This is a genomic window from Paenibacillus sp. UNC217MF, from assembly GCF_000686865.1.
Lineage (GTDB): Bacteria > Bacillota > Bacilli > Paenibacillales > Paenibacillaceae > Paenibacillus_B > Paenibacillus_B suaedae.
The window spans coordinates 682,880-696,120 of record NZ_JMLT01000003.1 but is presented as its reverse complement, the minus strand read 5'-3'; the positions used below and the strand labels follow the sequence as shown (position 1 = coordinate 696,120).

At 47.7% G+C, this 13,241-nt stretch carries 10 protein-coding genes; 8 read left to right on the top strand and 2 right to left on the bottom strand.

Going from position 1 to position 13,241, the window contains the following annotated elements; all coding sequences use genetic code 11:
* Positions 1-64 precede the first annotated feature (64 nt).
* On the top strand, positions 65-832 hold the full coding sequence (locus BP95_RS0103305) for a YetF domain-containing protein (RefSeq protein ID WP_021257029.1): 768 nt from the start codon (positions 65-67) through the stop codon (positions 830-832).
* 2 nt (positions 833-834) lie between these two features.
* Here BP95_RS0103305 and spoVB read toward each other — a convergent pair whose 3' ends face one another.
* The gene (gene spoVB / locus BP95_RS0103300; protein WP_021257028.1) at positions 835-2,487 is read right to left on the bottom strand and encodes a stage V sporulation protein B; all 1,653 of its coding nucleotides are present in this window, start codon (positions 2,485-2,487) and stop codon (positions 835-837) included.
* A 176-nt stretch (positions 2,488-2,663) separates the two neighbouring features.
* On the opposite strand from spoVB, the gene BP95_RS0103295 reads away from it, so the two are divergent.
* The 6 genes from BP95_RS0103295 to BP95_RS0103275 all read left to right on the top strand — a co-directional run bounded on the left by BP95_RS0103295 (position 2,664) and on the right by BP95_RS0103275 (position 9,300).
* A complete protein-coding gene (locus tag BP95_RS0103295) occupies positions 2,664-2,918 on the top strand; it encodes a post-transcriptional regulator (protein ID WP_021257027.1) in 255 nt (84 codons plus the stop codon).
* A 108-nt stretch (positions 2,919-3,026) separates the two neighbouring features.
* Positions 3,027-4,295 (top strand): protein translocase subunit SecD, encoded by a 1,269-nt coding sequence (gene secD / locus BP95_RS31730; protein WP_021257026.1) that lies wholly within the window; start codon positions 3,027-3,029, stop codon positions 4,293-4,295.
* Positions 4,285-5,196, top strand: coding sequence for a protein translocase subunit SecF (gene secF, locus BP95_RS31725; RefSeq protein ID WP_021257025.1), 912 nt, complete (start codon positions 4,285-4,287; stop codon positions 5,194-5,196). Before secD ends, secF begins: the two co-directional genes overlap by 11 nt.
* A 147-nt stretch (positions 5,197-5,343) precedes the next feature.
* Positions 5,344-6,294, top strand: a complete 951-nt coding sequence (locus tag BP95_RS0103285) for a cation diffusion facilitator family transporter (protein WP_021257024.1) — start codon at positions 5,344-5,346, stop codon at positions 6,292-6,294.
* Between the two features lie 21 nt (positions 6,295-6,315).
* Complete coding sequence (gene recJ / locus BP95_RS0103280; protein ID WP_028531402.1) at positions 6,316-8,745, top strand: single-stranded-DNA-specific exonuclease RecJ; 2,430 nt, start codon at positions 6,316-6,318, stop codon at positions 8,743-8,745.
* A gap of 39 nt (positions 8,746-8,784) precedes the next feature.
* Positions 8,785-9,300 (top strand): adenine phosphoribosyltransferase, encoded by a 516-nt coding sequence (locus BP95_RS0103275; protein WP_021257022.1) that lies wholly within the window; start codon positions 8,785-8,787, stop codon positions 9,298-9,300.
* A 100-nt stretch (positions 9,301-9,400) separates the two neighbouring features.
* Here the strand turns inward: BP95_RS0103275 and uraA are convergent, their stop codons facing one another.
* Positions 9,401-10,663, bottom strand: a complete 1,263-nt coding sequence (gene uraA, locus BP95_RS0103270; RefSeq protein WP_028531401.1) for a uracil permease — start codon at positions 10,661-10,663, stop codon at positions 9,401-9,403.
* A 342-nt stretch (positions 10,664-11,005) separates the two neighbouring features.
* Between uraA and BP95_RS0103265 the strand changes: the two genes are divergently transcribed.
* Positions 11,006-13,186 carry a RelA/SpoT family protein gene (locus BP95_RS0103265; protein WP_028531400.1) on the top strand — a complete coding sequence of 727 codons (2,181 nt, stop codon included), beginning with the start codon at positions 11,006-11,008 and terminating at the stop codon, positions 13,184-13,186.
* The last annotated feature ends 55 nt before the right edge of the window (positions 13,187-13,241 follow it).

The following is a 13,241-nucleotide window of genomic DNA, read 5'->3' as shown; positions in this document are numbered from 1 at the left end:
GGTCAGAATACCAATGAAAGCGGCTATCGCAATCCGACAATCGGCAGCGAGGGAGGCGTAACATATGGGACTTTGGACCGTCGTTTTTCGTACAGTGTTGATGTATTTTGCGGTATTAATTGTTCTTCGTGTAATGGGCAAGCGTGAAATCGGCAAGCTGTCTGTTTTTGACCTCGTGATCTCGATCATGATTGCAGATATTGCAGTCATGACGATTGACGATTCAGAGCGTCCCCTTCTTGTGGAATTTGCTCCGATCATTGTACTGCTCGTCATCCAGGTTACGCTTGCCTTCGTAACGTTAAAGAGCACGAAAATGCGCGAAGTATTTGACGGGACTCCAAGCATTATTATTGCCAATGGAGTGCTGCAGCAGGACGTTATGAAGAAGCAGCGATACAATTTGGATGATTTAATGCTGCAACTGCGGGGACAAGGGATCGACAATATCAATGATGTTACCTACGCCATTTTAGAATCAACAGGGGAATTGTCCGTATTTAAGGCAAGTGAGGAAAAGCCAAACCAGAACTCATCGAGCTCAAATGCAGGCAAGCAGGAAGGGCAGAAGGAAAGCAAGTCCAAACCATCCAATACACAGCCCGCCCTGCCGGAAGCACACCAATATCAATTCACATCCCTTCCCTTGCCGCTCATTATGGAGGGGAAGGTGCAGGAACAGAATTTGCTAAGCATCGACAAGACACGGTTCTGGTTGAAAAATCAAATCCAACAAAAGGGTGTCTATGATTTTAAGCAAGTGTTCTTCTGTTCCATAGACCATAAAGGCCATATTTACGTAGATAGCAACCCGAGTAAGCTAAAGCGCTGAGATTATTTTGGATCAGGCTTCGCATGAAAGAAGCGTCGAAAGAACGGAAAGCGGGAAAGATCACTGCGATCGATTAATTTCATCATGATAAGAAGTAGAATATAGACAACAATCCCAACAATACAAGAAATAATGAATCGAAGCACAAGATGCTCGTCCGTAGAACCTGGAAAATGAATATATGTCGCTTGTATGCATCCAGCCGTAATGATCATTGCGGCTCCAACTTTGATGAAATCCAGCCAAGGAAGCTTAAGGCCAACATGGCGAACGACACTGTATGCGTGCATGGTTGTTACGACAACGATGTTCACATTGATGGCGATGACCGCGCCGGTAATGCCTAATTTCGGATCGGCCGCGAGCCATAGAATCAACCCAATTTTAAGAAATGCCCCTATGAAGGTATTGACGAGAGCTGTTCCCGGACGTTCTAGCGCTTGGAGAGCAGCTTGGAGCGGGGCTTGCAGGTAAATGAAAATAGCAACAGGCGCCATCCATTTCAACATTGGAGCAACGGTTGCATCATTGTATAGCAGAGAACATAAGGGAAAAGCCAGTACAAACATAACAACAGCAAAAGGTGCTCCGCTTACGAGCGCAAGCCGGAGAGCCTGATGAATGCGCTTCTGAATGGTGGTCGTATCTCTGCGGCCAAGTGCTTCGGACAGGGCAGGGACGAGTGAGACCGCAAGAGAGTAAGTAAGTGCTCCTGGCAAGGTGAGAATAGGAATAATCATGCCTTGAAGTGCTCCGTATTGCGCCGTTGCGACTGCGGTAATGATACCGGCTGCTGCAAGACTGCGTGCGATTGTGATGGACTCTAATAAATAGGACAGAGATCCAACCAGTTTGCCTCCTGTAACAGGGATCGCGATTTGCAGCAATCTTTGTAAAACATTGCCCTGAGCTGGGGAAGAGGTTGCGAACGTTGGCTCTTGTCCACCTTTAATTGGCTGCTGCACCGCATTGAGCTGTTGAGCGCTGCTCTGAGAGTGACGTTTACGAGCCGTGTGATACATCCAAGCAAGTACGGCAAATCCTCCGATCTCCCCAATCACTACACCTGCCATGGCGCCAGCGGCCGCCCATTCCAAGCCGTAAGGCAAGCCCATATAAGCAAATAAAATGACGGTAAAGATCCGTATTATGGTCTCAGTAACTTGAGACATCGCGGTCGGTATCATGTTCTGCATGCCCTGGAAATACCCTCGAAGCACGGATGAGGCAGCAATCACGATAATGATGGGGGTCATCACCATGAACGTATAATATACTCTGCTGTCCGTTAGAACGTGTGTCGTAATCCATGGTGCAAGAACAAGCAAGGCAACTGAAAATAATAGGGATGCCCCAATCGTTATTTTGAGTGACAATGACAATATCCGTCTTACTCGTTGTTGATCGCCGGTAGCATCTGCCTCCGCGATAAGCTTGGCCACTGCTAGTGGAATCCCACCCGTTATTAACGTAATGATCACGATGAGGAAGGGGTATCCCAGCTGATAAATGCCTACGCCCTCTGCTCCAATGATGCGCGGCAGCATAATGCGTGGGATGAATCCAAGGATGCGGTTCACGATGCCGGCTGCCAATAAAATAAGTGTTCCTTGAATAAATGTTTGTTTTTGTAAGGTATTTTTTGACAATAGCATCCCTCTTCTCGCGCAAACTTCAGCACGTAATTGCTGCCCAATATCATTCATATGCGGTTGTCCACAAACCATACCGAAAGTGTTGAGGAGATTTTCAGCCTAGAGCTTGCGTATTAGCAGGAATTCAAGAGGAGAGGGTCGAATTATGACTAACGTGGAGAAGGGAGTTGTGCGGCATGACAGAACTGATTAGTGATGCGGAACGTATCGAGGCAATTGAACTGTGCTGTGAGAGCAAAGCAGAAGAATTGCGCTTGATTGGGTACGAGCACGTTACCGGTAAGGATGTATGGGAATGTGTAAGTTCAAAGTATGTAAAAAATGGAAGCGAGCCTGCGCTGCATAAGGTTGTAAATGATATTTTATCGCTTAAAGCAACGCAATTTATGAATTATATGACAGTTGCCGCATATCGGGGCGCTCCCTTTTAATAAGGCGAGGCCTTTTTTTTGTTTGTTTGCCATGATTCTTAAAATTGACGCGAAAAATGAGCGCCGATATAATAGGAATATTGAATATGAAAGGGGACTAGGGACGATATGAAAAGGGTGACCGCATTCCTGCTCATCGTTGTCGTTTCGCTAGGCGTCATTTTTTGGACAAGCCCTTCGATCGTCAACAGCATACGTCTTGGGCTCGATTTGAAGGGCGGCTTTGAAATATTGTATCAAGCATCGCCGCTTGAATCGGGTGGTAAAATTACAAATGAGGCGTTGAAACAAACGGCGAAGAGCTTGGCTAAGCGTATTGATGCTAACGGCACGAGCGAACCGGAGATCATCATTGAAGGTTCGGATCGGATTCGTGTCAAGCTTGCCGATGTGAAGAATGAGGAAGAAGTTCGCAAGAAATTGAAGGAGCCTTCGGTGCTGACCTTCCGTAGTTCTGACGGCTGCAAGGAAGCCACGGACTACTGTAAGGTGGAATTGCAGGGAACAGACTTCAAGGAGGGTGGCGCGAGCGTCGTATTTAACGATTTGCAACAACCGATTGTAGCTATCAAGTTGAAGGATGCAGGCAAATTCTCTGAATTGACGAAACGTCTTGCTTCACTTGCCGGTGAGCAGCGCAACCATTTGGCAATCTTCATGGATGAGAATATGATCTCTGATCCGGCTGTTAACTACGAGATTCCGGGTGGAGAGGCGACGATTACTGGTCAGCGCACGGTTGAGGAAGCGAATGACCTTCGCGACAAAATCAACCTTGGCGCATTGCCGCTGAAACTGACAGAAAAATACTCCCAAAGTGTTGCTGCAACACTAGGTAAGTTGTCGTTGGAACAAACGGTGAAAGCCGGCTTGATCGGATCGGCACTGATTCTCGTGTTCATGCTGCTTGTTTACCGTTTGCCAGGGGTAATTGCGAGCTTCTCGCTCGTCTTGTTCACATGGCTTCTGCTGGTGTTGTTCTGGTTGGCTGATATTACACTGACATTGCCGGGTATTGCGGCATTCATTCTCGGTCTCGGTATGGCAGTCGATGCGAACATCATTACTTATGAACGGATTAAGGAAGAGCTGCGGAGCGGTAAATCGATTAACTCCGCACTCAAGGCTGGTTCAAAGAACTCGTTCAGAACCATTATGGATGCAAACGTAACGACGATTATTGCAGGTGTTGTTATGTACATCATGGGTGAAAGCTCCGTTAAAGGCTTCGCACTCATCTTGATGATGACAGTCATTTGCAGTATTTTCACAAACGTATTCTTGTCTCGTGTGTTCCTACATCTGCTTGCGAAATCGAAGTTATTGAGCAAGCCAGGATATTTTGGCGTAAAGGAGAGTGAAATCCGTGCGCTTTAAGGGAACATTCAACTTTGTTCATCAGAGTAAATATTTCTTTATCTTCTCGATCGTGATTACCATTCTCGGTGCGTTGTCTCTATCGATATTCGGATTGAACTATGGAGTTGATTTCAGCTCTGGTACGAATGTGGATATCAACCTAACTAAGAAAATTGAGAAATCACAAGTGGAAGAACTGCTGAAAACATATAATTTCAAAAAAGAACCTACGATTACGATGGGGGCGGAACGTATTACCGTACGTTTCACTGAAGTTCTTGATGAGCAGCACGAAAAGCAGTTCAAGGCGGACATGAAGAAGATTGATGAAGGCTCTTCCATGGAAATCAATACGGTTGATGTAGAGATTGCCCGCGAATTGCAGCGTAATGCACTGCTCGCTGTATTGATCGCGAGCATCGGGATTATTATCTATGTCAGCATCCGCTTTGAGTGGCGCTTTGCCGTATCAGCGGTTGTCGCCCTGCTGCATGATGCATTTATGGTTATCAGCTTGTTCTCCATCTTCCGGTTGGAGGTCACGCTGCCGTTTATTATTGCGGTGCTGACGATCATCGGTTATTCCATTAACGATACGATCGTTATTTTTGACCGGATTCGTGAGAATTTACGTTTTTCGAAGATCAAGAGTATGGATGACTTGGCTCATTTGGTTAACGACAGTATCTACCAAACGCTCACTCGCTCCATCAATACAGTATTGACTGTATTGGTAACGGCGCTCTGTCTGTTCATCTTCGGTAGTGAGTCAATCCGGATGTTCTCACTTGCGATTCTATTCGGTCTCGGCTTTGGTGCTTACTCGTCCATCTTCATTGCAAGCCCGCTGTGGGTCGTATTGAAGAACAAAGAGAGCAAGAAACCAAAAGCTTCTGCTAAACCGCAGGAAGCGAAGTAATTTATTTTGTAAAGAAACCATTTGTTTTTCTTTTCTCTCATAATCTGGAGTTAAGAAACATACGATAAAGCCGCGTCCGTTTGTGACGCGGTTTTGGCGTTGTGTAAGCCGCCATGATCACAATGATGATTAAACGAGGGATGCTGCATGTCTACTGACCGATTTGCCAAGGCGGAGACCGGAGCCTGGGTAGGAATTATCGGGAATATCTTATTAGCTGGAGTCAAGGGAATAGCCGGATTTTTGTCCGGGAGCCAGGCGCTTATCGCAGATGCCTTTCATTCTGCTTCGGATGTAGCGGGTTCATTCGCTGTTCTAGTCGGTTTGAAGGCGGCTAAGCGTCCTCCAGACAAAGATCATCCATATGGTCACGGCAAGGCAGAATCGATTGCTGCAATTGTCGTCTCTGTACTGCTGCTGGTCGTGGGAATTGAACTGGCAATCTCTGCGGCTAAGTCAATATGGAATGGCAAAGTCGTCGTGCCAGAGTGGTATGCGCTGGCAGCTATTATTTTGTCCATCGTAGCGAAGGAGAGTATGTTCCAGTACAAATTCCGATTGGGCAAGCGCTTATCGTCGCAGGCATTAATTGCGAATGCGTGGGAGCATCGATCTGATGTATACTCGTCTATTGCGGCACTAGCAGGCGTTGGGGGAGCAATGATTGGCGGCAAACTAGGCATTAGCTGGCTTCTCTATTTAGATCCGATCGCGGGTGCTGTTGTAGCTCTGCTCGTCCTACGAATGGGGTATCGGCTCGTACTGGACTCCATCCACTCCACCATGGATCACGTCCTGCATGATGAGGATGCGAATCCACTTATTCGAGCAGTGCAATCCGTTGACGGTGTAATTACTGTTGATGAGCTGCGAGCGCGCGAGCACGGACATTATGTGATTGTAGATGTCAAAATTAGCGTCAATCCTCGCTTGACGGTAGCGGAAGGACATACAGTTGCCAAGCGAGTCAAAAAACATTTATTGCAGCGGTTTATCCATGTAGCAGATGTATTCGTACATGTGAATCCATTCGATCCGGGATTCCCTTATCGATCTCAGGAAGCACGTAGTGAGGATGCCTCCACATTGCTGCAATAAGGATAATAAAGGAGATAAAGAATGCTTCATCCACGTTCACGGTGGATCTGCGCGGCAACGTCAGACGAGCAAGTGAGTCGATTGGCACAAGAAGCCAAATTATCGCCATTGTTGGCTCGTATGATGGTCGTACGTGGGATTGACACTGCGGAGCAGATCCAGCAGTTTTTATATGCTGATGTCAACCAACTGCATGACCCGTTCCTCATGGCAGGGATGGAAGAAGCGGTGGAACGGATAAGACGGGCGTTAAATAGCGGAGAGAAAATTCGAATTTACGGTGACTATGATGCGGATGGCGTATCGAGTACTTCGCTTATGATTTACCTGATGAGAGAGTTAGAGGCGAACTTCGATTACTATATCCCGCATCGTGCGAATGAAGGATATGGACTCAACAATGGCGCGATTGATGATGCGAAGGCGCAAGGCTGTACGCTTATCGTAACCGTCGACACTGGCATTAGTGCCGTAGAGCAGGTTGCCTATGCGAAGGAGCTTGGCATTGATATCGTTGTTACGGATCACCATGAGCCGCCTGAGCAGCTTCCAGAAGCATATGCCCTCGTCAATCCGAAGCTTCCTTATTGCCCCTACCCATTCAAGGGATTGGCTGGGGTGGGCGTAGCTTTTAAGCTGGCTCATGCATTACTCGGCAATGTGCCGGAACATTATCTGGAGCTTGCTGCGATTGGAACAGTGGCTGACTTGATGCCGCTACTCGGAGAGAATCGAGTCATTGTTCAGGAAGCATTGAAACGCATGGCTCGTTCCCAATATGCGGGCATTCGCGCTTTGATGACCATTGGCGCGATAGATCCGACAGAAGTAACCTCGACAAGTATTGCCTTCTCAATGGCCCCGCGCATTAATGCAAGCGGTCGGCTCGATCATGCCGATATCGCGGTTCAATTGTTAACGGCTGATGAGGATGAGACAGCTATCGCTTATGCATCTGAGCTGGATCGATTGAATAAGGAGCGGCAGAAGATCGTAGAAGGCATCGTGAAGGAAGCAGAGGCACAGTTGACGGAGAAGATGACTGATACAGGCGAGGTTCCGAATGTCATCGTTCTCGCAGCAGAGGGCTGGAATGTCGGCGTTATCGGAATTGTTGCTTCGAAGATTGTAGAACGCTATTATCGGCCTACCTTCGTGCTTGGGATTGATGAAGAATCAGGACTTTGCAAGGGCTCGGCCCGTTCGATTGCAGGGTTTGATTTATATGAATCGATGACGGAATGCGCAGAGGTATTCGAACACTATGGCGGTCACCAGGCTGCCGCCGGGATGACGATTCATCGCGACCGATTATCCGAGCTGGAGGAACGCTTGAATAAGACGGCTGCGGAGAGATTGACCGAGGATGATTACATTCCATGCACGGAAGTCGATGCGGAATGTGAGCTTGATGATGTTCCGCTGGAAGTAATTGAGCAATTAGGGCGTCTAGCGCCATTCGGAATGGGCAATCCTAGTCCGCGTGTGGTTATTCGCAACGCGGTAGTACGCGATAAGCGCACGATGGGGAAAGAAGGACAACATTTAAAGTTGATGTTAGGCAAAGAGCGTGCTACATTGGATGCGGTGGCATTTCATAAAGGGGCATTGTCCTACCGAATTGCCAATGATGTGCAGGTTGATGTGCTTGGAGAGCTGTCGATCAATGAATGGAATGGACAGCGCAAGCCGCAGTTGATGATGCAGGATATCCAGATTACAGAACGACAGCTATTCGATCGTCGCGCAACTGCTCGTCCACTCGAATCAGCTATTGAGTTGGCAAGAACACTCGAGCAGGATGAACCGCTGACGAGCGCTCTACTTATGACACGAGAGCAAGCAGGAGTGTACGCCGCTGAACCGTTCGTCTGGTTGTATAGCGATGAGCTTGAAGGGCCTACCGTCATACCGAGCTCCTGGGCATGGGCAGCGGATGAGTCCATGCTTGGGAACGTGTCGAAGCATATCCATGAGCTCGTGCTGTGCAGTATCCCTCCATCGGAATGGGAGCTGAAGCGGTTGGCAGATCAGCTTCCGAATGTAGGAAGAATACATGCCATACTCCCGCGCCAGCCGGAAGGCGGGCGGCTGTTTACTCCTAGTCGTGATCGAATGGCCCATGCATATAGCGAACTAAAGCGAGTCGGCACTTGGGATATGGAAGTGTCAACGATGTCTTCGCTTGCGAAGAGATTGCGTATGAATGAACGAGAACTGCTGATGCTGATGGAAGTATTTAAGGAATTGGACTTTATTACTTGTACATCTTCTTTGAACAACAGCGTATACAGCATTGTACAGCAACCGAACAAAACATCACTTGAACAATCACAGCGCTATCAGGATTGGATGACCGCAGCAGCCTGGGAATCTCGCTGGTACGAACCAGTGACTGAGGAATTAGCGGCATGGATATGGTCATATTGGGATGAAGCGCGTTGCAAGTAAGCTATATTATATTTGGATAATTCCAAGGGAGGATTTTTGATGGATTTAAAACAGCATATTCGGGTGATTCCTGATTTCCCACAACCAGGCATCAGCTTCAAGGACATAACAACATTGTTGAAGGATGGCCAAGCCTACAAGGCGACCATTGAAGCGATGCATGAACTCGTAAAGGATAAGCAGATTGATCTCGTAGCAGGACCAGAAGCGCGCGGATTCGTAGTAGGTGCTCCATTGGCATTGTCTATCGGAGCTGGCTTCATTCCTGTCCGCAAGAGTGGTAAACTTCCAGGAGAGACGATTGAGGTCGGTTATGACTTGGAGTATGGCAAGGATAAGCTTGCTATGCACAAGGATGCCATTCAGCCTGGCCAAAAAGTGCTTATCGCAGATGACCTGCTCGCTACGGGCGGTACAATCAAGTCTACGATTGATCTCGTTCGTCAGTTGGGCGGCGAAGTCGTTGGTGCGGTATTCCTGATTGAGCTTAGTGAATTGAACGGCCGTGACAAATTGGGCGAAGGCATCGACGTTATTTCGCTCGTTCAATATTAATTCGTTCTCTTGTGAAGCAACGATAATAAAAATCCCCTGCCGCCTCTTCTTCCGTGATAGATGAAGATGCGTGCAAGGGATTTTTTTGTATGATTCAATATTATTCGTTAGACAAATGAAGCTTGTCCAAAATAATGAAGAACAGGTTCAGTACAATCGCAAGCACAGTTGCGAGCGCCATCCCTTTCAATTCAACAGCACCGAATTGGAGCTTGGCACCGCTGATCCCGATGACGATGACGAGGGTTGTCAGCAGCAGATTCTTCGGCTTGCTGAAGTCAACCTTGGAGTCCACAAGAACACGGAGACCAGATGCAGCAATGACCCCGAACAAGAGCAGGGATACGCCGCCCATAACGGGAACAGGAATGTTCGCAATCAATGCGGACACGTTGCCGAAGAACGACAGGATAACTGCGATTACAGCAGCGCCACCGACAACCCATACGGAGTATACGCGTGTCAGCGCCATAACGCCGATATTTTCACCATATGTTGTATTCGGTGTGGAACCCATGAAACCAGAAATGACAGTAGAAATACCATTACCAAGCAAGGAACGATGCAAGCCAGGTTCTTTGGATAAGTCTTTTCCTACAATGTTGCTCGTTACCATCAAGTGCCCGATATGCTCCACGACAACGACGAGCGCTGCGGGAATGATGGTAAGTATGGCAGTCATATTCCATTCTGGAGTTGTAACCGTAGGCAGTGAGATGAACGATGCCTCAACGACCTTATCCATATTCACATAGCCCATAAGGTAAGCCGACACATAACCAGTAATAATACCGATCAATATCGGGATAATCTTAAAGAATCCTCGGAACATAACATTACCGATTACGGTCACACCCAATGTGATCAATGCGAGCGTTACTGCTTTCCCATCCAATGGGGCATCTGGGCCAGCAGGAATGAAGCCAGACATGTTGGCAGCAACCGGTACAAGCTCCAAACCGATAACCGCAACAATGGCGCCCATTGCTGCAGGAGGGAATAATACGTCAAGCCAGCGAGTGCCTGCCATTTGGACAATGAGAGCCACTACGATAAATATAATACCTGATACGATAAAACCGCCAAGTGCTTGTGCATAATTCTCCGCATGACCAGAGAGAACGACCATAACCGGAGAAATGAAGGCGAAGCTCGATCCCAAATAAGCAGGAATCATACCGCGGCACAGAATGAGATAGAATAGTGTACCTAGTCCGTTCATCAGCAGTACAATCCCTGGATCGACTCCAAATAGGTTAGGTACAAGCACGGTAGAACCGAACATGGCGAACAAATGTTGAATGCTGAGCAGCAGCCCTGGAGCGAAGCCAGGTTTTTCATGCACTTGAATTTCGCGTTGCAAGCGAATGCACTCCTTTTTCAAATATGTAGTTGTATTCGGGCGTGTAGACAATCAATGTTCAAAAAGTTTGAGCTTCTTGAACTACCGCTAAGGCCCAACTATATAATTTACAGGTTAAGCCCCCTTCATTTCAACAACATTTTACTCGATTTGCATAAAAAAACGTCAAATGCCCATAAGAAACGAGATTATTCTGCAAATTTCGACATATATAAACACCACTCACGGATGATAAGGATCGGAAACCATTGACGAGTGACACCGAATAAAGGCATAATTATAGGATACTCTGTAATCTAGGGGAGGTGTCCCCGGATGAAGAAAGGAACCGAGTCGACTCCAATGGGTATCGAGCAATTAATTGAGAAAGCTGCGACCTATATGAAAGAACCGGATCTCGATCGCATCCGCGATGCATACGAATTTGCGGACAAAGCGCATACCGGACAAGTCCGGAAATCCGGTGAACCTTATATATTGCATCCGTTGGCCGTTGCAGACATCGTTGTTGGCATGCAGATGGATCCTACCTCTGTCGTTGCGGCCTTGCTGCACGACGTCGTAGAAGATACATCCGTATCCCTGGAGGAAGTGCGAGCTAAGTTCGGGGAGACTTGCGCGATGCTCGTTGACGGACTGACGAAGCTGGAACGCATCCAATTCCGCTCTAAAGAAGAGCAGCAAAATGAAAACTATCGCAAAATGTTCGTAGCTATGGCAAATGATATCCGAGTCATCGTCATTAAGCTGGCGGACAGACTGCATAATATGAGAACGCTCAAATTTCAGTCGGAGGAAAGCCAGCGCCGTATCGCGTATGAAACGCTGGAAATTTTCTGTCCGATTGCGCATCGTCTGGGTATTTCCGCGATCAAATGGGAGATGGAGGACATTGCGCTTCGGTATTTGAATCCGCAGCAGTATTATCGCATTGCGAATTTGATGCATAAGAAGCGGGCAGAACGTGAGCAGTACATTTCGGATGTCATTTCCCGGATCAAAGAAAAACTCGATGAGATGGGAATTACAGCTGATCTGTCAGGACGCCCAAAACATATTTATAGTGTGTACAAAAAAATGACGGCGAAGAGCAAGCAGTTCAACGAGATCTATGATTTGCTTGCCATTCGAATTATTGTCGACAATATTAAAGACTGTTACGCGACCTTAGGGATTATCCACACACTGTGGAAGCCGATGCCAGGTAGATTCAAAGACTATATTGCGATGCCGAAGACGAACATGTATCAGTCCTTGCATACAACGGTCATCGGGCCTACGGGCGAGCCTACGGAAGTTCAGATTCGCACTTGGGACATGCACCGTACGGCCGAGTACGGTATCGCGGCTCATTGGGCCTACAAAGAGGGGAATGGCACGATTGGCGGCAGCTTCGAAGAGAAGATGCACTTCTTGCGTGAAATCTTGGATTTGCAGCAGGAAACCAAGGATGCCCAGGAATTTGTTGAGTCGCTCAAAATGGATTTCTTCTCTGATCTCGTATTTGTATTTACGCCGAAGGGAGAAGTTATTGAGCTTCCATCCGGTTCAGTACCGCTCGACTTCGCCTTCCGCATCCATACGGAAGTTGGAAATCGGACGATCGGTGCGAAGGTGAATGGACGGATCGTACCGCTTGATCATCAGCTGAAGACCGGGGATATCGTTGAGATCTTAACTTCAAAGCATTCCTATGGTCCTAGCCCGGACTGGATTAAGATCGCACAATCTTCGCATGCGCGCTCCAAGATTAAGCAATGGTTCAAGAAGGAGAAGCGAGAAGAGAATGTGCAGAAGGGCCGGGAATCCATTGAACGTGAACTGAAGCGTCTTGGGCTCGAGACATCCGTATGGATGGCTGATGAGAAGCTGATGGAAGCAGCCAAGAAATTCAACTTCAACGATATAGAAGATATGATGTCTGCCGTAGGCTTCAGCGGGATCACTGCAGCGCAGGTATGCACTCGCATGACGGAGAAGATGCGCAAGGAAGCCGAGGAAGCAAGTCAGATTGAATTGACGCATGAAGTGAAGGAAGTCAAGAAGGAGCCTGTTCGCAAGCATCGTCCGACTCACGGCATTACCGTTAAGGGAATCGACAATCTCCTCGTTCGCTTTGCCCGGTGCTGCAATCCAGTGCCGGGGGACGATATTGTCGGGTATGTAACCCGCGGAAGAGGCGTATCTGTCCATCGGGCAGATTGCGTGAATGTCGTATCGACAACGGATGGCGAAGACGCTGCACGGATGATTGATGTGGAGTGGGGAGAGTCTGCTGAGGCGAATTATAGTGTCGATATCGAGATTACGGGGATGGATCGCCGTGGCTTCTTGAACGAAGTGCTGCAGGCTGTATCCGAGAGCAAGACCAATATAGCAGCAGTGTCTGGACGTTCTGACCGTAATAAGCTGGCCATGATTCATATGACGATTCTTATTCGAAATACGGATCATCTTCAGTCTGTAGTAGAGAAGATCAAACGAGTAAAAGACGTATACACAGTGCAGCGAATTATGCAATAATTCGCTGCCTTTTTACATGCAAGGACGTTGGTAATAGAAGGATAAAATGGCGGAT

What these genes read in the sequence shown, in the direction of transcription:
- BP95_RS0103305 (WP_021257029.1), top strand. Translation starts at nt 65, where the DNA reads ATGGGACTTTGGACCGTCGTTTTTCGTACAGTGTTGATGTATTTTGCG.
- spoVB (WP_021257028.1), bottom strand. Translation starts at nt 2,487, where the DNA reads ATGCTATTGTCAAAAAATACCTTACAAAAACAAACATTTATTCAAGGA.
- BP95_RS0103295 (WP_021257027.1), top strand. Translation starts at nt 2,664, where the DNA reads ATGACAGAACTGATTAGTGATGCGGAACGTATCGAGGCAATTGAACTG.
- secD (WP_021257026.1), top strand. Translation starts at nt 3,027, where the DNA reads ATGAAAAGGGTGACCGCATTCCTGCTCATCGTTGTCGTTTCGCTAGGC.
- BP95_RS0103285 (WP_021257024.1), top strand. Translation starts at nt 5,344, where the DNA reads ATGTCTACTGACCGATTTGCCAAGGCGGAGACCGGAGCCTGGGTAGGA.
- recJ (WP_028531402.1), top strand. Translation starts at nt 6,316, where the DNA reads ATGCTTCATCCACGTTCACGGTGGATCTGCGCGGCAACGTCAGACGAG.
- BP95_RS0103275 (WP_021257022.1), top strand. Translation starts at nt 8,785, where the DNA reads ATGGATTTAAAACAGCATATTCGGGTGATTCCTGATTTCCCACAACCA.
- BP95_RS0103265 (WP_028531400.1), top strand. Translation starts at nt 11,006, where the DNA reads ATGGGTATCGAGCAATTAATTGAGAAAGCTGCGACCTATATGAAAGAA.